We start from the raw sequence: 24,188 nt of genomic DNA on the forward strand, positions 1-24,188 counted from the left end.
TCACCGCAGCGGGCCGGTGACCGCCTCCACCGCGGCGACGAGGTGCCCGCCGCGCACGAACGCGTCGGCGGCGGCGAGGTCGGGCGCCAGGAACCGGTCGGGGCCGGGACCCTGCACACCGGCGGCGCGCACGGCCTCGATGACGGCCCGGGAGGCGGGCGCCGGGGTGAGGCCCTCGCGCAGCTCGATGGCGCGGGTGGCCGCGTACAGCTCGATGGCGATGATCCGGGTGAGGTTGTCCACGGCCGTGCGCAGCTTGCGCGCGGCCGACCAGCCCATGGACACGTGGTCCTCCTGCATGGCGGAGGACGGGATGGAGTCCGCCGACGCCGGTACGGCCAGCCGCTTCATCTCGCTGACCAGCGCGGCCTGCGTGTACTGGGCGATCATCAGCCCGGAGTCGACGCCGGCGTCGTCGGCGAGGAACGGCGGCAGGCCGTGGCTGCGGTTCTTGTCCAGCAGCCGGTCGGTGCGGCGCTCGGCGATGGAGCCGAGGTCCGCGGCGGCGACGGCGAGGAAGTCGAGGACGTAGGCCACGGGCGCGCCGTGGAAGTTGCCGTTGGACTCCACGCGGCCGTCGGGCAGCACCACCGGGTTGTCGACGGCGGAGGCCAGTTCGCGCTCGGCGACCAGGCGGGCGTGGGCCATGGTGTCGCGGCCGGCGCCGGCGACCTGCGGGGCGCAGCGCACGGAGTAGGCGTCCTGGACGCGCGGGGCGTCGTCCTGGTGATGCCCGGTCAGGCCCGAACCCTTCAGCACGGCCAGCATGTTGGCGGCCGAGGCGCCCTGTCCCGGATGCGGCCGGATCGCGTGCAGCTCGGGCGCGAGCACCTTGTCGGTGCCGAGCAGCGCCTCCAGGCTGAGGGCGGCGGTGACGTCGGCGGACTTGTAGAGGGTGTCGAGGTCGGCGAGGGCCATGATCAGCATGCCGAGCATGCCGTCGGTGCCGTTGAGGAGGGCCAGGCCCTCCTTCTCGCGCAGCTCGACCGGCTGTATCCCGTGCTCGGCGAGCAGCTCGCCGGCGGGCCGTACGACACCGTCGGGGCCCTCCGCGTCGCCCTCCCCCATGAGGGTCAGGGCGCAGTGGGACAGCGGGGCCAGGTCGCCGGAGCAGCCGAGGGAGCCGTACTCGTGGACGACCGGGGTGATCCCGGCGTTCAGCACGTCGGCCATGGTCTGCGCGACCTCGGGCCGGACGCCGGTGTGCCCGGAGCAGACGGTCTTCAGGCGCAGGAACATCAGGGCCCGTACGACTTCCCGCTCCACCCGCGGTCCCATGCCGGCGGCGTGCGAGCGGACGATGTTGCGCTGCAGCTGGGCGCGCAGTTCCTGGCTGATGTGCCGGGTCGCCAGGGCGCCGAAGCCGGTGGAGACGCCGTAGACCGGGTCCGGCTTGGCCGCCAGCGCGTCCACGATCTCGCGGGCGGCGGCGAGGGCCGCCACCGCCTCCGCCGACAGCTCGACACGGGCACCGCCGCGCGCCACGGCGAGCACGTCGGACGCCGTGACACCCGACGTCCCCACCACCACAGTGTGCATATCCATATTCAGGAGCGTACGCATTGAATGCCGCGATGTCACTAGTGGGGAGCGGGGTTGACCCTTACCTCGGGATGTGGCCTTCGCCTCACGGCCGCCGCCCGCGGAACCGGCGCCGCTCGGCGGCCGGCGGGTGCGGCGGCTCGTCGGCCAGCCGCAGGACCGGATCCCCCGGCCCCTCCCGGCCCGCGACCACCGGCCGGTCCGCGCCCAGCGCCTTGGCCCGGTACTGGGCGGCGTCGGCGAGCCGGAACAGCCGCCGGGCGTCCTGCACCTCCCCGATCGGATCCTCGGTGGAGGCGACCCCGCACGCCACGCCCTCCCCCAGCTCCAACTCCCCGGCCCTGCGGCACAGTTCGTCGGCCGCCTTGACCACGTCGTCGGCGGGCTGCCCGACGGCCAGGAGACAGAACTCGTCCCCGCCGAGCCGCGCCACCAGCGCGCCCGGCACCATCGCCCCGCACAGCGACAGCACCGAGCCGAAGCGCTCCAGCAACCGGTCGCCGACGGCGTGCCCGAACGTGTCGTTGACCCGCTTCAGCCCGTTGAGATCGCACACCACCAGGCTCACGACCACGCCCTCCCTGCGGTGCCGCTCCACGGCCTCCCCCAGACGGACGTCCACGGCGCGGCGGTTGGCGAGTCCGGTGAGCGCGTCGGTGTACGCCAGCCGGCGGGCCTCCTCCAGCCGCTCGGTCTGCGCGAGCCCGGCGGCGACGACGGCGGCCAGCACGGTGGCGAAGTCGGCGTCGCCGCGGTCGAAGACGGGATCCTCGACGGCACGGGCGACGTACAACTCCCCCCAGGCCCGGCCGTGCAGCACGACCGGCGCGACCACACAGCATCCCCGGCCCCGGCGGCGCAGGGCGGCGACCCGCTGGTGGAAGTACCCCGGGGTGCCGGCGGCGGTGCCCTCGGCCGTCTCCACCCACGCGTTCGGCCCGCGCCCTCCGGCCCACCGCTCGTGCAGGAACTCGGTGATCTCCGGGAACTGGTGCACCGGGTAGGCCTCGGACTCGGGGAACTCCTCCTCGTCCGGGCGCCGGTCCCCCACGTTCACGAGGACCCGCAGCCGGCCCAGCTCCCGCTCCCACACCGACAGCGCGGCGAAGCTGCCGTCCAGCGCGCGGCACGCGCCCCGCGCGGCGGCCTGCCACGAGTCGCGCGGGGTGCGCGCCGCCGCCATCCCCTGGGCCAGCGCCACGACTGCGGCCAGCCGCTTGTCCTCAGCCATTACTCCAGGTTAGGGAGGATTTGGGGTATTCGGGACATCGATGGGGCGATCAGGTGGATGACGGTCCGGCCACGGGTCCGGTGCCGGTCACTCCCCCGGCCACTGCGGCGTGCGCTTCTCGTTGAACGCCGCCACGCCCTCCGCCCGGTCACCGGAGAAGGCCACGGTCCGCCAGGCCGCGTCCTCGACCTCCAGGCCGGCCCGCAGATCCAGCCCGTGCCCCAGCCGCAGCGCCCGCTTGGCGGCACGCAGGCCGACCGGGGAGTTGCCGGCGATGCGCGCGGCCAGCTCCAGCGCCTCCTCGCGGTCCCGGCCCTGTTCCACCAGCCGGTCCACAAGCCCGAGTTCGGCCGCCTCGGCCGCCTCCACCCGCCGGGCGGAGAAGATCAGCTCGGCCGCGCGCGCCGCCCCGACCCGGCGCGGCAGCAGCTGCGTGCCGCCACCGCCGGGGATCACGCCCACGGACACCTCCGGCAAGCCCACCACCGCCGTGCGGTCGGCCACGATCAGGTCGCAGGACAGGGCCAGCTCGAACCCCCCGCCCAGCGCGAAGCCGTGCACCGCCGCGATCGTCGGCATCGGCAGCTCCAGCACCCCGGTGTACGCCCCGCGCGTCACCGGCCGCTGCCGCCGCAGGTCCGCGTCGGTGAAGGAGTTCCGCTCCTTCAGGTCCGCCCCGACGCAGAACGCCCGCTCATGGGACGAGGTCAGCACCACCACGCGCGCGTCCCGGTCGGCGGCCAGCGCCGCGCACGCGCCCGCCAGGGAGCGGGCCATCTCCGTCGAGACCGCGTTCATGGCCTTGGGCCGGTCCATCATCAGCTCCGCGACATACCCGTGCCGCCGCACCAGCACGAACTCCCCGAACCGCTCCTCGCTCATGGCACCCTCCGGCTCACGTGTTAACGCGGGTTAACCCACTTCCGGCCCGATCATCGCAGCCGTACCCGATCCCGGGAAAGTCCAGGGGGCTACACCCGTTCGAGTGACATCACGGCCGTCTCGCCCCACATCACCCACAGCACCGCATAGCGTGCGTCCGCCACTGCGGGGAGGGAAACCATGACACCGATACCGGACGAGGCGCCCGGCGAGCCCGTCCCACGCCACGGACGCCACCGCAAGCCGCGCCCCCGCAAGATCCTCCTCGCCGCCGGCGGTCTCGCCCTCGCGGCCGGGGTGCTCAGCCTGGTGCGGGTCGCCCCGGAGTCGGGCGTCGGCGCCCCCGGCACGGCGGAGGCGGAACCCCGCGCCACGGACCACGCGGCGAACACCACCGCCACGCTCTCCGCCGCCCCCACCGCGCTGCCCTCGGCAACCTCCGTCATGGGCGGCAGCGGCCCCACGCCACTCGCCACCGGATCGCCGGCCACGACCCCCCACCCGACCGCGCCCACCACAGCCCCCGGAGCCGGTACGGCACCGACCGGCGCGCCCACACGCCGTACCCCGCCGCGAGAAACGACACCGCAGCCCACGACATCCGCCCCGCGTCCGGCCCCCACACCCACCACACACCCGGCACCGACCACCCCCGCACCGAGCCATAGCGCGCCACCACAAGGCCCCGGCGGCGTGTGCGTCCCGGTCCTGGGCCTCTGCGTGAACCTGGGAGGCTAGGGCTGACCGTCGCGACGGGCGAGCAGCCAGGGCTCGACCACGCCCAGCCCGCGCACCGGCCGCTGCCACATCGGCTGGAGCGCGAACCGGTACGTCGGCGGCTCCTCGCCCTCCTTCTCGGCGGCCGCCGCGGCCTCGGCCGCCTCCGCCTCCGAGGCGGGCGCCTCACCGGTGCGGATCAGCTCCTCGGCGAAGGCGCTGTCCACCAGCACGGCGTCGCGCGGCGCTATGGAGGTCAGCCGGGAGGCCAGGTTCACCGTCGTACCGAACACATCGCCCATCCGGGTGGTGACCGTGCCGAAGGCCATGCCGACCCGCAGCTCCGGCATCGTCTCGTCGTTCGCCAGCGTCTCGACGAGCCGCAGCGCGATGTCCGCGGCGGTACCCGCGTCATCGGCGGCGTACAGCACCTCGTCGCCGAGGGTCTTGATCAGCCGGCCGCCACGCGCGGCCACCAGGTCGGCGGCCGTGGTCTCGAAGGCCTCGACCAGCTCCCCGAGCTCCTCCTCCTCCATGCGCCGCGTCAACCGGGTGAACCCCACGAGGTCGGCGAAGCCGACGGCGAGCCGCCGGTCCACCATCTCGTCGTCGTCGGCCGACTGCACGACCCGCCCGGCCGAGGCGGCGAGCTGCCGCCGCCACACATAGACGAGGAACTCCTCCAGCTCGGGCAGGAGCAGCTCCACGATCGGATACGTCACCTCGGTGCGGGTCATCCCGGGCTCGGGCGGCTCGGTCAGCCCCTCCAGGAAGGAATCCATCTGCCACTCGGCCAACCGGGCGGTGGTCTGCCCCGTGGACCGCGCGACCTGCACCGCCATGGCCTCGCTGAGCAGCCCCGCCTCGACCAGACCGGCGAGCCGGCGCAGGGCGAGCACATCGGCCTCGGTCAGCGCCTTGGCCTGTCCGATGTCCGCGAACCCCATCGCCCGCCAGAAGCGCGAGGCCAGCTCCATGGACACACCGGCGCTGCGGGCCGCCTGAAACGGCGTGTAGCGGCGCTCGGCGCCCAGAATGAGCTGCTCGAGGCGCAGGGCCAGCGGGTCCTCGCCGGAGTCGGCGGCGTCCGCGCCCTCGCCGGAGCCCGTGTCGTCGACGGTCACGCCTGCTGCCCTTCCGATCTGCCGCGGTCACGTTCCGACCGGCCTCAACTCTACGGCAGGTGTGCGCCAGCTCACTCCGTCGGGTTGGGCCGATGATCACTCCGGGCCCGCGGCAGCCGCCACGGCGGGGCAGTTCCCCGCGCCCCTCCGGGCGCGGCAGCCGCCCACGGCGGGAAGGGGACGGAACGGGGGGTCCGCCCGCACCGGCGGGCGTCAAACACCGCCCACCCGCCGACCCCCGCAACCGCCCGACCGAGGACGGACACCCCCCGGCGCGGCCCCGACCCAAAACCGACCCTGGGCGCTACGCCCGCCCCCACCGAAGCCGCACAGGCGCCGCAGGCATCCCCCCACTCACCTGCACCCAACCCCCGACCGCAGGCATCCCCCCACTCACCCGCCCCCGCCCCGGACCGCACGCCTCCACTCACCGCCCCCGCCCCGGACCGCAGGCCGCCTCACTCGCCCACACCCGCCCCGGACCGCAGGCCCCGCACTCCCCCGCCCCCAACCCCCGACCGCAGGCATCCCCCCACTCACCCGCCCCCGCCCCGGACCGCAGGCCGCGCCCCACTCGCCCGCACCCGACCCGGACCGCACGCCCCCACTCGCCCGCACCCGACCCGGACCGCACGCCTCCACTCACCGCCCCCGCCCCGGACCGCAGGCCGCCCCACTCGCCCATACCCGCCCCGGACCGCAGGCCCCGCACTCGCCCGCCCCCAACCCCGACCTCAGGCATGACCACTCGGCCGCACCACACCGTCGCCCCCCGGCCGTACCCCTAAGCCGGCCGCAGATGGACGATGTCCCCCGCCCCCACCGGCTCCTGCACACCGGCCTGCGTGGCGATGACGAGCCGCCCGTCCCCGTCGACCGCCACCGCCTCCCCCACCACCGACCGCTCCCCCGGCAGCTCGGCCCGCACGGTCCGCCCCAGCGTCGCGCACCCCGCCGCGTACGTCTCCTGGAGCCCGCTGACCGACGGATCCCCGCCGGCCGACCGCCACCGCCCGTACCAGTCCTCCAGCGACCGCAGCACCGCCCGCAGCAGCGGATCCCGGTCCGTGCCCACCGCCCCGGCCAGCGCCAGCGACCCGGCCTGCGGCACCGGCAGCTCATCGGCGCGCAGCGTGACGTTGATGCCGACCCCCATGACGACACCGCCCTCCCCGGCCCGCTCCGCGAGGATGCCCCCGGCCTTGCGCTCCTCTCCGCCGACGGTGACCAGCAGGTCGTTGGGCCACTTCAGGGCCGTGTCCACACCCGCGGCCCGCGACAGCCCGGTCGCCACGGCGACCCCGGTGAGCAGCGGCAGCCACCCCCACCGCGCCACCGGCACCTCGACGGGCCGCAGGAGCACGGAGAAGAACAGACCCGAACGCGGCGGCGCCGTCCACCGCCGGTCCAGCCGCCCCTTCCCCGCCGTCTGCTCCTCGGCCACCAGTACGGCGCCCTCGCCGGCCTTCCCGGCGGCGGCCCGGGCGACCAGGTCGGAGTTGGTGGAGCCGGTGCGCTGCACCACGTCGACCTCGGTGTACAGGCTGCCCTCCCGCACCAGCGCCCGCCGCAGTGCCGCGGCGTTCAGGGGCGGACGGTCCAGGTCGGACCAACGGCTGTCATCGGATGCATTCTGCGGCGTCATGCAAGTCACCCTAGGTGTGGGAAACGCCGCACTGCCGACCCACCGCCCCAGCACTACTCTACGGATGAGTAACCGTCCCCCCTTTTGAGCAGGCAGGGAGCCGCGATCCCGATGTCCGAGCCGGAAGAGATCGACATCCACACCACCGCGGGCAAGCTCGCGGACCTCCAGCGCCGTATCCAGGAAGCGACGCACGCCGGCTCGGAACGCGCCGTCGAGAAGCAGCACGCCAAGGGCAAGCTGACGGCCCGTGAGCGCATCGAACTCCTCCTCGACGAGGGGTCCTTCGTCGAGCTGGACGAGTTCGCCCGGCACCGCTCCACCAACTTCGGCCTGGAGAAGAACCGCCCGTACGGCGACGGCGTGGTCACGGGCTACGGCACGGTCGACGGCCGCCCGGTCGCCGTGTTCTCCCAGGACTTCACCGTCTTCGGCGGCGCCCTCGGCGAGGTCTACGGCCAGAAGATCGTCAAGGTGATGGACTTCGCGCTGAAGACCGGCTGCCCGGTCATCGGCATCAACGACTCCGGCGGCGCCCGCATCCAGGAGGGCGTGGCGTCCCTCGGCGCGTACGGCGAGATCTTCCGCCGCAACACGCACGCCTCGGGCGTGATCCCGCAGATCAGCCTGGTCGTCGGCCCGTGCGCGGGCGGCGCGGTCTACTCCCCGGCCATCACCGACTTCACCGTCATGGTCGACCAGACCAGCCACATGTTCATCACCGGCCCCGACGTCATCAAGACCGTCACCGGCGAGGACGTCGGCTTCGAGGAGCTGGGCGGCGCCCGCACCCACAACACCGCCTCCGGCGTGGCCCACCACATGGCCGGCGACGAGAAGGACGCCATCGAGTACGTCAAGCAGCTGCTGTCGTACCTGCCGTCCAACAACCTCTCCGAGCCCCCGGTCTTCCCGGAGGAGGCGGACCTCGCCGTCACCGACGAGGACCGCGAGCTGGACACCGTCGTGCCGGACAGCGCGAACCAGCCGTACGACATGCACACGGTGATCGAACACGTCCTGGACGACGGCGAGTTCTTCGAGACGCAGGCCCTGTTCGCGCCGAACATCCTCACCGGGTTCGGCCGGGTCGAGGGCCACCCGGTCGGCGTCGTCGCCAACCAGCCGATGCAGTTCGCCGGCTGCCTGGACATCGACGCCTCCGAGAAGGCGGCCCGGTTCGTGCGCACGTGCGACGCCTTCAACGTGCCGGTGCTGACCTTCGTCGACGTCCCCGGGTTCCTGCCGGGCGTCGACCAGGAGCACACCGGCATCATCCGCCGCGGCGCCAAGCTGATCTACGCCTACGCGGAGGCCACCGTCCCGCTCATCACGGTCATCACCCGCAAGGCCTTCGGCGGCGCGTACGACGTCATGGGCTCCAAGCACCTGGGCGCCGACCTCAACCTCGCCTGGCCGACCGCCCAGATCGCGGTGATGGGCGCCCAGGGCGCCGTCAACATCCTGCACCGCCGCACCATCGCCGAGGCGGAGGACGTCGAGGGCACCCGGGCCCGGCTGATCCAGGAGTACGAGGACACCCTCCTCAACCCCTACGTCGCGGCCGAGCGCGGCTACGTCGACGCGGTGATCATGCCGTCCGACACCCGCTCCCACATCGTCCGCGGCCTGCGTCAGCTGCGCACCAAGCGGGAATCCCTGCCTCCGAAGAAGCACGGCAACATCCCCCTGTAAGGAGCCGCTGTGACGATCAAAGTCGTACGGGGCAACCCGACCCCGGAGGAGCTGGCCGCCGCCCTGGCGGTGGTCCGCGCCCGCGCCGCGGCGGCAGCGGCCCAGCCGCCCGGCGCGACCGGCCCGCGGGACGCCTGGTCGGACCCGTCGCGGATCGCGGCGGCCCGCGTGCCCCGGCCGGGGCCGGCGTCCTGGACCCGCACCTACTGGCCGAGCTGAGGCGTGCGGGGAGCCGGCCGGGCGCCAATTGAGTACCCGTACTCAGGCGCCCGCCCGGCAGCAGGCCGCAGGCTGGACGAATGCTGTGGTCAGACCCGGAGGACGAGCCGCCGGAAGAACTGCGCGAGACGGAGCACATGCTCCGGCGGCTCGGCTTCCTGGTGGCCCTGGCGATGGTCCTGGCGATGCTCGTGATCGGCCTGCGCTGACGACGCGGCACACGAGGTGACGGCGCGGCAGGCGAGACGAGGGCACGGCAGGCGAGATGAGCCGGCCGGCGCTCCGCCGCTAACCTGGCCGCATGACCGCTACGCGCCGCAGGCGACTCGTGCTCGCATCGCAGTCCCCCGCCCGGCTGGGCCTGCTCAGACAGGCCGGCCTCGACCCCGAGGTGATCGTCAGCGGGGTCGACGAGGATGCCGTCAGCGCCCCCACCCCGGCGGAGCTGGCGCTCGCCCTGGCCGAGGCGAAGGCCTCGGTCGTGGCGGCCAGGCCCGAGGTGCAGGGCGCCCTGGTGATCGGCTGCGACTCGGTGCTGGAGCTGGACGGACAGGCCCTCGGCAAGCCCGCCGACGCCGAGGAGGCGACCGCCCGCTGGAAGGCGATGCGCGGGCGCGCCGGCACCCTCCAGACGGGGCACTGCGTCTGGGACACGCAGGCCAAGCGGTACGTGTCCGCGACCGCCTCCACCGTGGTCCGCTTCGGCGACCCCAGCGACGAGGAGATCGCCGCGTACGTCGCCTCCGGCGAGCCCCTCTACGTCGCGGGCGCCTTCACCCTGGACGGCCGTTCGGCGCCGTTCATCGAGGGCATCGAGGGCGACCACGGCAACGTGATCGGCATCAGCCTGCCCCTGGTGCGCAGGCTGCTGGCGGAACTGGGCGTCGGGATCACGGAGTTGTGGTCACCGGCCGAGTGACCTGGGCGGGCACGGAGTCCTGCGGCTCGTCGTCCCCACCGTCCCCGTCCTGCGGCTCCTCCGCACGGGGCGCCGGTACGGCCGCCGGGGCCGGGGCCGGCTCGGTCTCGGCCTCCGGGTCGCCGCCCGGGTCCGCCGCACCGCCCGGCGCGGTCTGCTGCGGCCCGGCCTCGCGGTCGTACGTCATCAGCAGCAGGACGACGAGGCCGAGCACCACCACCATGAACAGGAACGCCGTCCAGCCGACCAGGCCCCAGGCGAAGGCGCCCAGGAGGCCGTGCACGACCGCCACGCTGATCAGCAGCACGCGCCCGAAGCCCGCGGGGGCGCGGTCGCGGATCGCGACCAGGGCGGCCACCAGCGCGCACAGCGCGAAGTAGAGGCCGAAGACGATCCCGCCGATCTTCGAGGACGTCGCCATCACGTGCGAGTCCAGGCCCGCCAGGGACATCTCCTGGCGGTCGACGACCATGCCGAGGAACCAGTTCAGCGCCGCGATGAAGACCGCCTCCGCCAGAAGGACGATCGCCACGACCCATGCCACCGGTCTGCGCACCACCGGTCCCCACCCACTCTCGAGCCAGTTGCGTGTTACCCCAGGTACGTTCAAGTCATCGCGAACGCTACTAACGGGTAAACCGCGGGACAAGGGTTCGCGTGGCAGCAAAGAATCATTGGGCCATTCGTAGGGACTCGACAAAGAAACTGAGTGGGCCGCAGCACGCTCTCACAGAGACCTTGACCACATGACCGGGCTAGGGTTTCCCGGAGGACCCCTGCGTACGACCGGTGCGACAAGGGTTTTCGCGGGTCGAGCGAGCCTCGCATCACGCTCCGTGTGGGCAAGCTCACCATTGGGGACGGGTCGAAGTGCCGTGTCGGCAGTCCCTAAACTCGGCTTGTTTCAAGGAGGGAGCCTCAATCGTGCGCAAGGTGCTCATCGCCAACCGTGGCGAAATCGCTGTCCGCGTGGCCCGGGCCTGCCGGGACGCCGGGATCGCGAGCGTGGCCGTCTACGCCGACCCGGACCGGGACGCTCTGCATGTCCGCGCCGCGGATGAGGCGTTCGCCCTGGGCGGTGACACCCCGGCCACCAGCTATCTCGTCATCGACAAGATCCTGAACGCGGCGCGCGAGTCCGGCGCGGACGCGGTCCATCCGGGCTACGGCTTCCTGTCGGAGAACGCCGACTTCGCCCAGGCGGTGCTGGACGCCGGACTGATCTGGATCGGCCCGCCGCCGCAGGCCATCCGCGACCTCGGTGACAAGGTCGCCGCCCGGCACATCGCGCAGCGCGCCGGCGCCCCGCTGGTGGCCGGCACCCCGGACCCCGTCTCCGGCGCCGAGGAGGTCGTGGCCTTCGCGAAGCAGCACGGCCTGCCGATCGCCATCAAGGCCGCCTTCGGCGGCGGCGGCCGCGGCCTGAAGGTCGCCCGGACGCTGGAAGAGGTCCCGGAGCTGTACGACTCCGCCGTCCGCGAGGCGGTCGCCGCCTTCGGCCGGGGCGAATGCTTCGTCGAGCGCTACCTGGACCGCCCCCGGCACGTGGAGACCCAGTGCCTGGCCGACAAGCACGGCAACGTGGTCGTCGTCTCCACCCGTGACTGCTCGCTGCAGCGCCGCCACCAGAAGCTGGTCGAGGAGGCCCCGGCGCCGTTCCTGTCCGAGGCGCAGCTCGCCGAGCTGTACCGGGCCTCCAAGGCCATCCTGAAGGAGGCCCACTACGAGGGCGCGGGCACGTGTGAGTTCCTGGTCGGCCAGGACGGCACGATCTCCTTCCTGGAGGTCAACACCCGGCTGCAGGTCGAGCACCCGGTGACCGAGGAGGTCTCCGGCATCGACCTGGTGCGCGAGATGTTCCGCATCGCCGACGGCGAGGAGCTCGGCTACGACGACCCGCCGCTGCGCGGTCACTCCTTCGAGTTCCGCATCAACGGCGAGGACCCGGGCCGCAACTTCCTCCCGGCGCCCGGCACGGTGACCCGCTTCGACGCACCCTCGGGCCCCGGTGTCCGCCTGGACGCGGGTGTGGAGGCCGGCAGCGTGATCGGCCCGGCCTGGGACTCCCTGCTGGCCAAGCTGATCGTGACCGGCCGTACCCGCAAGGAGGCGCTTCAGCGGGCCGCGCGCGCCCTGGACGAGTTCCAGGTCGAGGGCATGGCCACCGCGATCCCCTTCCACCGCGCGGTGGTCAGGGATCCGGCGTTCGCCCCCGAGCTGACCGGCTCGACCGAGGCGTTCACGGTCCACACCCGCTGGATCGAGACCGAGTTCGTCAACGAGATCAAGCCCTTCGCCGCCCCGGCCGACGTCGAGTCGGAGGAGGACACCAGCCGCGAGACGGTCGTCGTCGAGGTCGGCGGCAAGCGCCTGGAGGTCTCCCTGCCGGCCTCGCTCGGCATGTCCCTGGCCCGCACCGGCCTCGCCGCCGGCGCCAAGCCCAAGCGCCGCGCGGCCAAGAAGTCCGGCCCCGTAGCCTCCGGCGACACCCTCGCCTCGCCCATGCAGGGCACGATCGTCAAGGTCGCGGTCGAGGAGGGCCAGGAGGTCAAGGAAGGTGACCTCGTCGTCGTCCTGGAGGCCATGAAGATGGAACAGCCGCTGAACGCGCACAAGGCCGGCACCATCAAGGGCCTCACCGCGGAGATCGGCGCATCCGTCACCTCCGGCGCCGCCATCTGCGAGATCAAGGACTGACGCCGGCTTTCACGGAAACGCCCGGTGGACCGAAGCACTTCGGTCCACCGGGCGTTCGGCTTTGGAAGCGGCGGACGCGCCGGCTCGGGGGCTCGGCGCCCTCAGCGCCGCCGCAGATCGGCAACCCGGCCCCGCTCGGCCCCCGTGGGCTCGGAGAACCCCGCACCGGAGCGAAGCGCGACCCCCCTCCGCGGCCCCGGCAGCGGAGCTCGTCGCGCCGGGGCCTGCTCACCCCCCGAAGAGTTCCCCGTCCCGGCCACGGCGATCTGCACGCCCTGGTCGGCGAGCGCCTGCAACTCGGTGGCGGCGCGGTCGTCGTGGCCGGGCGGCTCGTCGGTGACCAGGCGGGTGATGAGGTCGGTCGGCACGGTCTGGAACATCGTGTCGGTGCCGAGCTTGGTGTGGTCGGCGAGGACCACGACCTCCGCGGCGGCCTGGACGAGGGCCCGGTCGACGGACGCCGAGAGCATGTTGGACGTGGAGAGCCCGCGCTCGGCGGTCAGACCGCTCCCGGACAGGAAGGCCTTCGACACCCGCAGCCCTTGCAGGGACTGCTCGGCGCCGGAGCCGACCAGGGCGTAGTTGGAGCCGCGCAGGGTGCCGCCGGTCATCACGACCTCCACCCGGTTGGCATGGGCCAACGCCTGGGCGACGAGGAGCGAGTTGGTGACGACCGTGAGGCCGGGCACCCGCGCGAGCCGGCGGGCCAGCTCCTGCGTGGTGGTACCCGCGCCGACCACGATGGCCTCGCCCTCTTCGACGAGGCCCGCCGCGAGGTCGGCGATGGCCGTCTTCTCGGCGGTCGCGAGATGCGACTTCTGCGGAAAGCCCGACTCCCGCGTGAACCCACCGGGCAGTACCGCACCGCCGTGCCGGCGGTCGAGGAGTCCTTCTGCCTCCAGTGCCCGCACGTCCCGCCGTACGGTCACTTCGGAGGTCTGGACGACGCGGGCGAGTTCACGGAGCGACACGGCACCGTTCGCTCGCACCATTTCGAGGATCAGTTGGCGACGTTCAGCAGCGAACACGAAACTGACAGTAACCCCAGCGACCGTCTGGTTTCAGCAGTTTGCGCCGAATAACAGAAGTTGTTCGCATGGCAGGGCGGGAAGTGGTATAGGACCTATCCTCCCCGACTATGCCGCACGCACACGCGGCGACTCCCCGTGACCAGCGGGAAGCCGGATCCGGCCGTCAGGCCTCCGCGCCGGCCTTCCGGGTGTGCAACTGCCGGGCCACCTCCGCGATCGACCCCGAAAGGGAGGGGTACACCGTGAAGGCGTTCGCGATCTGTTCGACCGTCAGATTGTTGTCGACGGCGATCGAGATGGGGTGGATCAGTTCCGAGGCGCGCGGCGCGACGACGACGCCGCCGACGACGATGCCCGTGCCCGGACGGCAGAAGATCTTCACGAAGCCGTCCCGGATGCCCTGCATCTTCGCGCGCGGGTTGCGCAGCAGGGGCAGCTTGACGACCCTGGCGTCGATCTTGCCCGCGTCCACGTCGGCCTGCGTGTAGCCGACGGTGGCGATCTCGGGGTCGGTGAAGACGTTCGAGGAGACGGTCTTCAGGTTCAGCGGGGCCACCGCGTCGCCGAGGAAGTGGTACATGGCGATACGTCCCTGCATGGCGGCGACGGACGCGAGCGCGAAGACCCCGGTCACGTCACCGGCCGCGTACACGCCGGGAGCGGTCGTACGGGACACCTTGTCGGTCCAGATGTGCCCGGAGTCGCGCACCTTGACCCCGGCCTCCTCCAGGCCGAGGCCCGCGCTGTTGGGGATGGCGCCGACGGCCATCAGGCAGTGGGTGCCGCTGATGACCCGGCCGTCGGCCAGCGTGACCTCCACCCGGTCGCCGACGCGCTTGGCGGACTGCGCGCGGGAGCGGGCCATGACGTTCATGCCGCGGCGCCGGAAGACGTCCTCCAGCACGGCGGCGGCGTCCGGGTCCTCACCGGGCAGCACGCGGTCCCGGGACGACACGAGCGTGACCTTGGAGCCGAGGGCCTGGTAGGCGCCGGCGAACTCGGCGCCGGTGACGCCCGACCCGACCACGATCAGCTCTTCCGGCAGCTCGGTGAGGTCGTAGACCTGCGTCCAGTTCAGGATGCGCTCGCCGTCGGGCCTGGCGTCGGGCAGTTCGCGCGGGTGACCGCCGGTGGCGATGAGGACGGCGTCGGCGGTGAGGGTCTCCTCGGTGCCGTCGGCGGCGGTGACGACGACCTTCCGGGACCCGTCGAGGGCCTGCATGCCCTCGAGCCGGCCGCGGCCGCGCATGACCCGGGCGCCGGCGCGGGTGACGGAGGCGGTGATGTCGTGCGACTGGGCGAGCGCGAGCCGCTTCACGCGCCGGTTGACCTTCCCGAGGTCCACCCCGACCACCCGGGCCGCCTGCTCCAGCGGCGGGGTGTCGTCGGCGACGATGATCCCCAGCTCCTCGTACGAGGAGTCGAAGGTCGTCATGACCTCGGCCGTAGCGATAAGGGTCTTCGACGGCACGCAGTCGGTCAGCACCGACGCTCCGCCCAGACCGTCGCAGTCGACGACGGTCACCTCCGCACCGAGCTGGGCGGCCACCAGGGCCGCTTCGTATCCGCCGGGTCCGCCACCGATGATCACGATCCGAGTCACGTACTCCATTGTCCCGCACCCTTCAAGGTGCTACTGCCCGGGGGCGCACACGAGTGTCGTACGGGGCGCGAGGGACGGGGACTTTCCCTGCCGTACCCTCTCCCCATGTCGCTCTATGCCGCGTACGCCGGCAACCTCGACGCGCGCCTGATGTCCCAGCGCGCACCGCACTCGCCGCTGCGCGCCACGGGCTGGCTGAACGGCTGGCGGCTGACGTTCGGCGGCGAGCAGCTGGGCTGGGAGGGCGCGCTGGCGACGATCGTGGAGGACCCGCTCGCGCAGGTCTTCGTCGGCCTGTACGACATCGCACCCCTGGACGAGGAGTCCCTCGACCGGTGGGAGGGCGTGGGCCTCGACCTCTACCGGCGCGTACGCGTGCGCGTGCACACCCTCGACGGCGAGGAGGCGGCCTGGACCTATGTCCTCAACGCCTACGAGGGCGGCCTGCCGTCGGCCCGCTACCTCGGCGAGATCGCCGACGCGGCGGAATCGGCGGGGGCGCCGCACGACTATGTGATGGAGCTGCGGAAGCGTCCCTGCTGAAGCGCGCGGGCCGGTTCGTCGGAAACGACAAGGCAACGGATGCAATCCCGTGACGTCTGTCATCTACGCGCGTAGGCGAAGAGCGGCTACCCTCGTGCACGTGAACGCATCTCTTCTTCCGGACGACATCCAGGGCGACCCGTACGCCGCCGCCGACGCCGCCGCCGCGCGCCTGCGCGCCCTCACCGGCGCCGAGACCCACGACGTCGCCCTCGTGATGGGCTCCGGCTGGGCGCCGGCCGTCGACGCCCTGGGCGCCCCCGACGCCGAGTTCCAGGTCACCGAGCTGCCGGGCTTCCCGCCGCCGGCCGTGGAGGGACACGGCGGCAAGGTCCGCTCGTACTCCTTCGGTGACAAGCGCGCACTGGTCTTCCTGGGCCGCACGCACTACTACGAGGGCCGCGGCGTGGCCGCCGTCGCCCACGGCGTGCGCACCGCCGTGGCCGCCGGCTGCAAGACCGTGGTCCTCACCAACGGGTGCGGCGGCCTGCGCGAGGGCATGCGCCCCGGCCAGCCGGTGCTGATCAGCGACCACATCAACCTGACGGCCACCTCGCCGATCGTCGGCGCGAACTTCGTCGACCTCACCGACCTGTACTCCCCGCGCCTGCGCACCCTGTGCAAGGAGATCGACCCCACCCTGGAGGAGGGCGTCTACGCACAGTTCCCCGGCCCGCACTACGAGACCCCGGCCGAGATCCGCATGGCCCGCGTCATCGGCGCGGACCTGGTCGGCATGTCCACGGTCCTGGAGGCCATCGCCGCGCGCGAGGCGGGCGCCGAGGTCCTCGGCATCTCCCTGGTCACCAACCTGGCCGCGGGCATGACCGGCGAGCCCCTCAACCACGAGGAGGTCCTCCAGGCCGGCCGCGACTCGGCAGCCCGAATGGGCCAGCTGCTGGCACAGGTGCTGGAGAAGCTGTAGGCGACGCGGCGTCCGGGACACCGGGGGGGCCGGAGTGCCGGGCGCGGGCGCCGGCCGGGAGGCCGGGTCCGGGTGCTGGGCCGGGTGCGGCGGGCCGGGGTGCCGGACGCGGGGTTGGGCCCGGATGCCGGGCGCGGCACGAAGGCTGGGATGCCGGGCGCGGCGCTAGGACCGACCGGGATGCCGGACGCGGGGTTGGGCCCGGATGCCGGGCGCGGTGCAAAAGCCGACCGGGGTGCCGGGCCGCGGCTGCCGACCAGGATTCCGGACGCGAGTGCTGGGCCCGGACGCCGGGCGCGGTGCAAAAGCCGACCGGGGTGCCGGGCCGCGGCTGCCGACCAGGATTCCGGACGCGGGTGCTGGGCCGGGCGCCCGGCGCGGCACGAAGGCTGGGATGCCGGGCGCGGCGCTAGGACCGACCGCGATGTCGGGAACGGGTGCTGGGCCGGGAGGGCGGACGCGGTGCGAAGGCGGACCGGGATGCCGGGCGCGAGGCTGGGCCGGACGCCGGAGCGGCGCGAAGGGCGGGACGGCAGGCTCGACGCGCCGGCCAAGACGCCGGACGCGGGTGCCCGGCCCGAAGGCCGGACGCGACGCGAAGGCCGACCGGGCTGCCGGGCGCGATTGCTGGGCCCGGACGCCGGACGCGACGCGGAGGCCGGCCAAGACGCCGGACGCGGGTGCCCGGCAGGAAGGCTGGGCGCGAGTGCTGGGCCGACGGTGGCGAGAGTCCTTCGCCGGGCTTCCAGCCGAACGAGTCGGGATGGGGGTTCCCCGCGTGAGCGAAGTCGAGCGTGGGGGAGAGGGAAAACGGGGGGTCGGGGGCGGAGCCCCCGGCCGGACCAGGCAGACACGGAGAGGTTGATCCCAAGGTGCACGACGATCTCATCGCCCGGGCCAAGGCATGGCTCGCCGAGGACCCCGACCAGGAGACGCGCGACGAACTGGCCGAGCTGATCGACGCCGGCGACGTCGAGGAACTGTCGGCCCGGTTCTCCGGCACGCTCCAGTTCGGCACCGCGGGCCTCCGCGGGGAGCTGGGCGCCGGTCCGATGCGCATGAACCGCAGCGTCGTCATCAGGGCCGCCGCCGGCCTCGCCGCCTATCTGAAGAAGAACGGCCAGGCGGGCGGCCTCGTCGTCATCGGCTACGACGCCCGCCACAAGTCCGCCGACTTCGCCCGCGACACCGCCGCCGTGATGACCGGCGCCGGCCTGCGCGCCGCCGTACTCCCCCGCCCGCTGCCCACCCCCGTGCTGGCCTTCGCGATCCGGCACCTCGGCGCGGTCGCCGGCGTGGAGGTCACCGCCAGCCACAACCCGCCCCGGGACAACGGCTACAAGGTCTACCTCGGCGACGGCTCCCAGATCGTGCCGCCCGCCGACGCGGAGATCGCCGCCGAGATCGACGCGATCGCGAGCCTGCACGACGTACCCCGCCCCGAGGCCGGCTGGGAGACCCTGGACGACTCGGTGCTGGATGCGTATCTGGCGCGTACGGACGCGGTCCTGGCCCCCGGCTCCCCCCGTACCGCCCGCACGGTCTACACGGCGATGCACGGCGTCGGCAAGGACGTCCTGCTCGCCGCCTTCGCCCGGGCCGGCTTCCCCGAGCCGGTCCTGGTCGCCGAGCAGGCCGAGCCGGACCCGGACTTCCCGACGGTCGCCTTCCCGAACCCGGAGGAGCCGGGCGCGATGGACCTGGCGTTCGCCCGGGCCCGCGCCACCGGCCCGGACCTGGTCATCGCCAACGACCCCGACGCCGACCGCTGCGCCGTGGCCGTCAGGGACGGCGAGGACTGGCGGATGCTGCGCGGTGACGAGGTCGGCGCGCTGCTCGCCGCCCACCTGGTGCGGCGCGGTGCGACCGGGGTGTTCGCCGAGTCGATCGTCTCCTCCTCGCTGCTGGGCCGTATCGCCGAGAAGGCCGGCCTGCCCTACGAGGAGACCCTGACCGGCTTCAAGTGGATCGCCCGCGTGGACGGCCTGCGCTACGGCTACGAGGAGGCCCTCGGCTACTGCGTGGACCCCGAGGGCGTGCGCGACAAGGACGGCATCACCGCGGCCCTGCTCGTCACCGAGCTGGCGTCGCAGCTGAAGGAGGAGGGCCGTACCCTTCTCGACCTGCTGGACGACCTCGCCGTGGAGCACGGGCTGCACGCCACCGACCAGCTCTCGGTCCGCGTCCAGGACCTCTCGGTCATCGCCGGTGCGATGCGCCGCCTGCGCGAGCAGCCGCCGGCCCGGCTGGCGGGCCTGACCGTCGTCCGCGCGGAGGACCTCTCACAGGGCACGGACCGGCTTCCGCCGACGGACGGGCTGCGGTACGCCCTCGAGGGCGCCCGGGTGATCGTCCGCCCGAGCGGCACCGAGCCGAAGCTGAAGTGCTACCTGGAGGTCGTGGTCCCGGTCCCGGACCACTCCGCCCTGCCGTCCGCCCGCGCCCACGCCACGGAACTCCTCGGCGCGCTCAAGCGGGACCTGTCGGCGGCGGCCGGCATCTGAGACCCGGGGATCCGGACACGGCTGGGGGGCGCTCCTTCGGGGGCGCCCCTTTTCCCGTGCACCGGAGGGCAGCCTCCCCGTGCACCGGACAGCAGCCGTCGGAGCCGTCCGCCTCCGGTGTGGTGTCCTGCTTCCGCGAGCCGAGCGGCCCGCGCGGCGGCGGAAGCCCCGGCCCGGCCCGCGCTTACCCGAGGGCGAGGAGGACGGCCAGCAGGACCGCGCCCGCCGCCGCGGGGGCGATCACCTCGTAGGCCCAGCGCACGGTGACCTCGCCCTGGGCAGGTTCCGTGTCGCCCCGGCGCTCCAGCAGTTCGCGGAGTTCGTCCATGACCTGGTCGCCCTCGGCACGGGTCGGGCCGGACGCCGCCGTGGCCGCGCCGCCGAAGGAACCCATGCCGCCGATCCCGCCCGCGCCCCGCAGGCCGCCGAAGCCGCGCCGCGCCGGGTCCGCGCCCCGCGCCGCCTCCGCCGCCGCCCGGGCCTTGCGCATCTCCGCCTTCTTGCGGGCCCGCAGCGACACCGGAATCGACCACAGCTGGTACTTGGCGCCGGACTTCGCCAGGACCTCGTTGGAGAAACCGGAGCGCAGCGAGGCGACCTCGCCCCAGGGCAGGCTGATCACCCGGAACGGGTTGCGCACCCTGAGGCGGTCCTCGCCCGCGAAGACCGCCGGGCGGAGCGTGAAGGCGATCACCAGCGGCACGATCAGGATCAGCGCGGCCAGCGCCAGCCACGGCGTACGGCCGTGTCCCTGGAACAGCGCGTCGAAGCCGAGCCAGCCGATGACGAGCAGCAGCAGTACGCCGCCGATCAGCGCCAGGGGCGAGCGGTAGACCCGGTCCTTGGTTCCGGACGCCGGCGGCTGTGACGCGGGTGACTGGTGGTCGGGGGTGGTCATGGGCCAAGTCTGCACGACACCGGCGGCCGCGCCGCCACCTGCCCCGCAACCGGCGCTCATCCGTGATCTGCGCGCGCGGGCGGGAGGCCGGAGGCCCGTTCCGCTTCCGGTGGCACGGACGTGAGATGCGTCCGGATCCCCCGGTCGGGGGCTTCGGGGGCTATACATCCGCTACGCGCGTAGATATGCTCGTCTGGTGACCATGCCCACTACCGCACCCACAGCTCACGCACTCTCGGACGTCACCGCGTCCGACAGCACGCTGCGCCGCTTCCTGCACGGGCTGCCCGGCGTCGACGCGGTCGGCCTGGAGGCGCGCGCCGCGTCCCTCGGCACCCGTTCCATCAAGACCACCGCGAAGGCGTACGCCATCGACCTCGCCATCTCGATGGTCGACCTGACGACGCTGGAAGGCGCGGACACCCCGGGCAAGGTCCGGGCGCTCGGCGCCAAGGCCGTCCACCCCGACCCGACGGACCGCACCACCCCCGCCACGGCCGCGGTGTGCGTCTACCCCGACATGGTGGCCGTCGCCAAGGAGGCCGTCGCCGGCTCCGGCGTGAAGGTCGCCTCGGTCGCCACCGCCTTCCCGGCCGGCCGCGCCGCCCTCGACGTGAAGCTGGCCGACGTGCGCGACGCCGTCGCCGCCGGCGCCGACGAGATCGACATGGTCATCGACCGGGGCGCGTTCCTCGCCGGCAGGTACCTGAAGGTGTACGACGAGATCGTCGCCGTGAAGGAGGCCTGTGGCACGAGCGCCCGGCTGAAGGTCATCTTCGAGACCGGCGAGCTGTCGACGTACGACAACATCCGCCGCGCCTCCTGGCTCGGCATGCTGGCGGGCGCCGACTTCATCAAGACCTCCACCGGCAAGGTCGCGGTCAACGCCACCCCCGCCAACACGCTGCTGATGCTGGAGGCGGTGCGCGACTTCCGCGCCCAGACCGGGGTGCAGGTGGGCGTGAAGCCCGCCGGCGGCATCCGGACCAGCAAGGACGCCATCAAGTTCCTGGTCCTGGTGAACGAGACCGCGGGCGAGGACTGGCTGGACAACCACTGGTTCCGCTTCGGCGCCTCCTCGCTGCTGAACGACCTGCTGATGCAGCGCCAGAAGCTGGCCACCGGCCGCTACTCCGGCCCCGACTACGTGACGGTGGACTGATCACCATGGCTTCCGTGTTCGAGTACGCACCGGCGCCCGAGTCCCGCTCGGTCGTCGACATCGCCCCTTCCTACGGCCTGTTCATCGACGGCGAGTTCGTCGAGGCGGCCGACGGCAAGGTCTTCAAGACCGTCAGCCCGTCGACGGAGGAGGTCCTCTCCGAGGTCGCCCAGGCCGGCGCCGAGGACGTCGACCGCGCCGTCAGGGCCGCCCGCAAGGCCTTCGAGACGTGGTCGGCGCTGCCCGGTTCCGAGCGCGCCAAGTACCTGTTCCGCATCGCCCGGATCATCCAGGAGCGCAGCCGCGAACTGGCCGTCCTGGAGACGCTGGACAACGGCAAGCCGATCCGGGAGACCCGCGACGCCGACCTCCCGCTGGTCGCCGCCCACTTCTTCTACTACGCCGGCTGGGCCGACAAGCTCGGCCACGCGGGCTTCGGCGCGAATCCGCAGCCGCTGGGCGTGGCCGGCCAGGTCATCCCGTGGAACTTCCCCCTGCTGATGCTGGCCTGGAAGATCGCCCCGGCGCTCGCCACCGGCAACACGGTCGTGCTGAAGCCCGCGGAGACCACCCCGCTGTCGGCCCTGTTCTTCGCGGACATCTGCCGTCAGGCCGGACTCCCCAAGGGCGTCGTCAACATCCTTCCCGGCTACGGCGACACCGGCGCCGCGCTCGTCGCGCACCCGGATGTGAACAAGGTGGCCTTCACCGGCTCCACCGCCGTGGGCAAGGAGATCGCGCGGACCGTCGCGGGCACCCGCAAGAAGCTCACCCTGGAACTGGGCGGCAAGGGCGCCAACATCGTCTTCGACGACGCCCCCATCGACCAGGCCGTCGAGGGCATCGTCACCGGCATCTTCTTCAACCAGGGCCAGGTCTGCTGCGCGGGCTCCCGCCTCCTCGTCCAGGAGTCGATCCAGGACGAGCTGCTGGACTCCCTGAAGCGCCGCCTGTCCACGCTCCGCCTCGGCGACCCGCTGGACAAGAACACCGACATCGGCGCGATCAACTCCGCCGAGCAGCTGGCCCGGATCACCGCGCTCTGCGAGCAGGGCGAGGCGGAGGGCGCCGAGCGCTGGTCCCCGGCGTGCGAACTGCCCACGTCCGGCTACTGGTTCGCCCCGACACTCTTCACGAACGTCACCCAGGCGCACACCATCGCCCGCGACGAGATCTTCGGCCCGGTGCTGTCGGTCCTCACCTTCCGCACTCCGGAGGAGGCGGTCGCCAAGGCGAACAACACCCAGTACGGCCTGTCGGCGGGCATCTGGACCGAGAAGGGCTCCCGGATCCTTGCCGTCGCGAACAAGCTGCGCGCGGGTGTCGTCTGGTCCAACACGTTCAACAAGTTCGACCCGACCTCGCCGTTCGGCGGTTACAAGGAGTCGGGCTTCGGCCGCGAGGGCGGCCGCCACGGCCTGGAGGCGTACCTCGATGTCTGATCGGCTTTCTGTCCTCAAGACCTACAAGCTGTACGTCGGCGGGAAGTTCCCGCGATCCGAGAGCGGCCGGGTGTACGAGGTGACCGACTCCAAGGGCAACTGGCTGGCCAACGCACCGCAGTCGAGCCGCAAGGACGCGCGGGACGCGGTCGTGGCGGCGCGCAAGGCGTTCGGCGGCTGGTCCGGGGCGACGGCGTACAACCGCGGCCAGGTCCTGTACCGCGTCGCGGAGATGCTGGAGGGCCGCAGGGACCAGTTCGTCCGCGAGGTGGCCGACGCCGAGGGGCTGTCGAAGTCGAAGGCCGCCGGGGTCGTGGACGCGGCCGTCGACCGCTGGGTCTGGTACGCGGGCTGGACCGACAAGATCGCCCAGGTGATCGGCGGCGCCAACCCGGTCGCGGGCCCCTTCTTCAACCTCTCCTCCCCCGAGCCGACGGGTGTGGTCGCCGTGCTGGCCCCGCAGGAGTCGTCGTTGCTCGGGCTGGTGTCCGTCGTCGCCCCGGTGATCGCCACGGGCAACACCGCGGTCGTGGTGGCGAGCGAGAAGGCGCCGCTGCCGGCCCTGTCCCTGGCCGAGGTGCTGGCCACCTCCGACGTCCCCGGCGGCGTGGTCAACGTCCTGTCCGGCCGCACCGCGGAGATCGCGGCCCCGCTGGCCGCGCACCAGGACGTCAACGCGATCGACCTCGCGGGCGCGGACGAGGCGCTGGCCAAGGAGCTGGAGATCGCCGCGGCCGACAACCTCAAGCGCGTGCTGCGTCCACAGGCTGTGGATTACTTCGAGACGCCCGGCATCGACCGCATGACGGCGTTCCTGGAGACGAAGACCGTGTGGCACCCGACGGGGTCGCTGGGCGCCGGCGGTTCTTCCTACTGACGGGGTCGGGCGGGGAACTGCGGCGCTTGGCCGGCCACGGGTCGTCCGTGGCCGATCGCGCAGTCCCCGCGCCCGCTTCCTCGCCCCTTCCGGGGCGCCTCAGCGCCCCACCGCACCCAGCGCCTGCCCCAGCACCGGCACCGCCCCCAGTGACTCCGCCTCCGCCACCGGAGCCGTCAGCATCTGGGAGCCCACCGGCTTGAAGTCGGCCAGCTGGGTGCCCACCCCGTTGTTCAGCGGGTCGACGCCCGTGCCCGCCAGCGGGTTGGGCTTGAGGCCCGCCACCGGGCCCGTGACATAGCGGACGGTGCCGGTGGCGGCGGCCAGACCCGCCTGGGGGTCCATCCTGCCGAGCGAGGTCGGACGCGACGGCACGTCCAGGGCCGGGGCGGTGTCCGCGTGGGCCGTCGCGGCGCCTGCCCCCAGGGCCGCTCCTGCGGTCGCCAGGGTGATCAGGGCGCGCTGTGCGACGGGGTGCTGGGAAGAGGTGTGTCGGGCCATCGACGGGTGCCGCCTTCTGGTGCGCAGGGTA

At 73.1% G+C, this 24,188-nt stretch carries 22 protein-coding genes; 12 read left to right on the forward strand and 10 right to left on the reverse strand.

The features are described from left to right. The 3 genes from hutH to ACGFZN_RS15425 all read right to left on the reverse strand — a co-directional run bounded on the left by hutH (position 1) and on the right by ACGFZN_RS15425 (position 3,655). Entirely contained in the window at positions 1-1,539 is a 1,539-nt protein-coding gene (hutH, locus tag ACGFZN_RS15415; protein ID WP_393859008.1) for a histidine ammonia-lyase, read from the reverse strand. Between the two features lie 88 nt (positions 1,540-1,627). Further along, positions 1,628-2,773, reverse strand: coding sequence for a diguanylate cyclase domain-containing protein (locus tag ACGFZN_RS15420; protein WP_393858919.1), 1,146 nt, complete (start codon positions 2,771-2,773; stop codon positions 1,628-1,630). 87 nt (positions 2,774-2,860) lie between these two features. Continuing rightward, positions 2,861-3,655 carry an enoyl-CoA hydratase/isomerase family protein gene (locus ACGFZN_RS15425; protein WP_393858920.1) on the reverse strand — a complete coding sequence of 265 codons (795 nt, stop codon included), beginning with the start codon at positions 3,653-3,655 and terminating at the stop codon, positions 2,861-2,863. Between the two features lie 180 nt (positions 3,656-3,835). On the opposite strand from ACGFZN_RS15425, the gene ACGFZN_RS15430 reads away from it, so the two are divergent. Beyond that, positions 3,836-4,393, forward strand: coding sequence for a hypothetical protein (locus ACGFZN_RS15430; protein WP_393858921.1), 558 nt, complete (start codon positions 3,836-3,838; stop codon positions 4,391-4,393). Here ACGFZN_RS15430 and ACGFZN_RS15435 read toward each other — a convergent pair. Together ACGFZN_RS15435 and ACGFZN_RS15440 are read right to left on the reverse strand one after the other, a co-directional pair. Next, positions 4,390-5,496, reverse strand: a complete 1,107-nt coding sequence (locus tag ACGFZN_RS15435) for an adenylate/guanylate cyclase domain-containing protein (RefSeq protein WP_393858922.1) — start codon at positions 5,494-5,496, stop codon at positions 4,390-4,392. The genes ACGFZN_RS15430 and ACGFZN_RS15435 overlap by 4 nt on opposite strands. Before the next feature lie 784 nt (positions 5,497-6,280). Further along, positions 6,281-7,141, reverse strand: coding sequence for a biotin--[acetyl-CoA-carboxylase] ligase (locus ACGFZN_RS15440; RefSeq protein WP_393858923.1), 861 nt, complete (start codon positions 7,139-7,141; stop codon positions 6,281-6,283). Positions 7,142-7,252: 111 nt separating this feature from the next. On the opposite strand from ACGFZN_RS15440, the gene ACGFZN_RS15445 reads away from it, so the two are divergent. From ACGFZN_RS15445 to ACGFZN_RS15460, 4 genes are all read left to right on the forward strand, one after another. Further along, complete coding sequence (locus tag ACGFZN_RS15445; protein ID WP_330338145.1) at positions 7,253-8,836, forward strand: acyl-CoA carboxylase subunit beta; 1,584 nt, start codon at positions 7,253-7,255, stop codon at positions 8,834-8,836. Positions 8,837-8,845: 9 nt separating this feature from the next. Further along, positions 8,846-9,055, forward strand: a complete 210-nt coding sequence (locus tag ACGFZN_RS15450) for an acyl-CoA carboxylase epsilon subunit (protein WP_393858924.1) — start codon at positions 8,846-8,848, stop codon at positions 9,053-9,055. 80 nt (positions 9,056-9,135) lie between these two features. After that, positions 9,136-9,264: a morphogenic membrane protein MmpB gene (mmpB, locus tag ACGFZN_RS15455; RefSeq protein WP_393858925.1), complete on the forward strand. Its 129-nt coding sequence runs from the start codon at positions 9,136-9,138 to the stop codon at positions 9,262-9,264. Positions 9,265-9,356: 92 nt separating this feature from the next. Beyond that, on the forward strand, positions 9,357-9,974 hold the full coding sequence (locus tag ACGFZN_RS15460; protein ID WP_393858926.1) for a Maf family protein: 618 nt from the start codon (positions 9,357-9,359) through the stop codon (positions 9,972-9,974). Here ACGFZN_RS15460 and ACGFZN_RS15465 read toward each other — a convergent pair. Continuing rightward, positions 9,946-10,506: a hypothetical protein gene (locus ACGFZN_RS15465; RefSeq protein WP_393858927.1), complete on the reverse strand. Its 561-nt coding sequence runs from the start codon at positions 10,504-10,506 to the stop codon at positions 9,946-9,948. The genes ACGFZN_RS15460 and ACGFZN_RS15465 overlap by 29 nt on opposite strands. Before the next feature lie 392 nt (positions 10,507-10,898). Here ACGFZN_RS15465 and ACGFZN_RS15470 point away from each other — a divergent pair, with 392 nt between their 5' ends. After that, positions 10,899-12,671, forward strand: a complete 1,773-nt coding sequence (locus ACGFZN_RS15470; RefSeq protein WP_393858928.1) for an acetyl/propionyl/methylcrotonyl-CoA carboxylase subunit alpha — start codon at positions 10,899-10,901, stop codon at positions 12,669-12,671. A gap of 101 nt (positions 12,672-12,772) precedes the next feature. On the opposite strand, the gene ACGFZN_RS15475 is transcribed toward ACGFZN_RS15470, so the two are convergent. Together ACGFZN_RS15475 and ACGFZN_RS15480 are read right to left on the reverse strand one after the other, a co-directional pair. Further along, positions 12,773-13,699 carry a DeoR/GlpR family DNA-binding transcription regulator gene (locus ACGFZN_RS15475; RefSeq protein WP_393858929.1) on the reverse strand — a complete coding sequence of 309 codons (927 nt, stop codon included), beginning with the start codon at positions 13,697-13,699 and terminating at the stop codon, positions 12,773-12,775. 166 nt (positions 13,700-13,865) lie between these two features. Beyond that, entirely contained in the window at positions 13,866-15,314 is a 1,449-nt protein-coding gene (locus tag ACGFZN_RS15480; RefSeq protein WP_393858930.1) for an NAD(P)H-quinone dehydrogenase, read from the reverse strand. A 96-nt stretch (positions 15,315-15,410) separates the two neighbouring features. Here ACGFZN_RS15480 and ACGFZN_RS15485 point away from each other — a divergent pair, with 96 nt between their 5' ends. The 3 genes from ACGFZN_RS15485 to ACGFZN_RS15495 all read left to right on the forward strand — a co-directional run bounded on the left by ACGFZN_RS15485 (position 15,411) and on the right by ACGFZN_RS15495 (position 19,277). Then, the gene (locus ACGFZN_RS15485; RefSeq protein WP_393858931.1) at positions 15,411-15,848 is read left to right on the forward strand and encodes a gamma-glutamylcyclotransferase; all 438 of its coding nucleotides are present in this window, start codon (positions 15,411-15,413) and stop codon (positions 15,846-15,848) included. A 100-nt stretch (positions 15,849-15,948) separates the two neighbouring features. Beyond that, entirely contained in the window at positions 15,949-16,773 is an 825-nt protein-coding gene (locus tag ACGFZN_RS15490; RefSeq protein WP_393858932.1) for a purine-nucleoside phosphorylase, read from the forward strand. A gap of 872 nt (positions 16,774-17,645) precedes the next feature. After that, positions 17,646-19,277, forward strand: a complete 1,632-nt coding sequence (locus tag ACGFZN_RS15495; RefSeq protein ID WP_393858933.1) for a phospho-sugar mutase — start codon at positions 17,646-17,648, stop codon at positions 19,275-19,277. 184 nt (positions 19,278-19,461) lie between these two features. Here ACGFZN_RS15495 and ACGFZN_RS15500 read toward each other — a convergent pair whose 3' ends face one another. Next, complete coding sequence (locus tag ACGFZN_RS15500) at positions 19,462-20,175, reverse strand: PH domain-containing protein (protein ID WP_393858934.1); 714 nt, start codon at positions 20,173-20,175, stop codon at positions 19,462-19,464. 202 nt (positions 20,176-20,377) lie between these two features. Here ACGFZN_RS15500 and deoC point away from each other — a divergent pair, with 202 nt between their 5' ends. The 3 genes from deoC to ACGFZN_RS15515 are packed head-to-tail and all read left to right on the forward strand — an operon-like array spanning position 20,378 to position 23,656. Beyond that, positions 20,378-21,337: a deoxyribose-phosphate aldolase gene (deoC, locus tag ACGFZN_RS15505; RefSeq protein ID WP_393859009.1), complete on the forward strand. Its 960-nt coding sequence runs from the start codon at positions 20,378-20,380 to the stop codon at positions 21,335-21,337. Between the two features lie 5 nt (positions 21,338-21,342). After that, complete coding sequence (locus tag ACGFZN_RS15510) at positions 21,343-22,779, forward strand: aldehyde dehydrogenase family protein (protein ID WP_393858935.1); 1,437 nt, start codon at positions 21,343-21,345, stop codon at positions 22,777-22,779. Beyond that, positions 22,772-23,656: an aldehyde dehydrogenase family protein gene (locus ACGFZN_RS15515; RefSeq protein WP_393858936.1), complete on the forward strand. Its 885-nt coding sequence runs from the start codon at positions 22,772-22,774 to the stop codon at positions 23,654-23,656. Before ACGFZN_RS15510 ends, ACGFZN_RS15515 begins: the two co-directional genes overlap by 8 nt. Before the next feature lie 99 nt (positions 23,657-23,755). Here the strand turns inward: ACGFZN_RS15515 and ACGFZN_RS15520 are convergent, their stop codons facing one another. Continuing rightward, positions 23,756-24,157: a hypothetical protein gene (locus ACGFZN_RS15520; RefSeq protein WP_393858937.1), complete on the reverse strand. Its 402-nt coding sequence runs from the start codon at positions 24,155-24,157 to the stop codon at positions 23,756-23,758. Positions 24,158-24,188: the final 31 nt, after the last annotated feature.

The sequence above is a fragment of the Streptomyces sp. NPDC048192 genome (assembly GCF_043202415.1).
Taxonomy (GTDB): Bacteria; Actinomycetota; Actinomycetes; order Streptomycetales; family Streptomycetaceae; genus Streptomyces.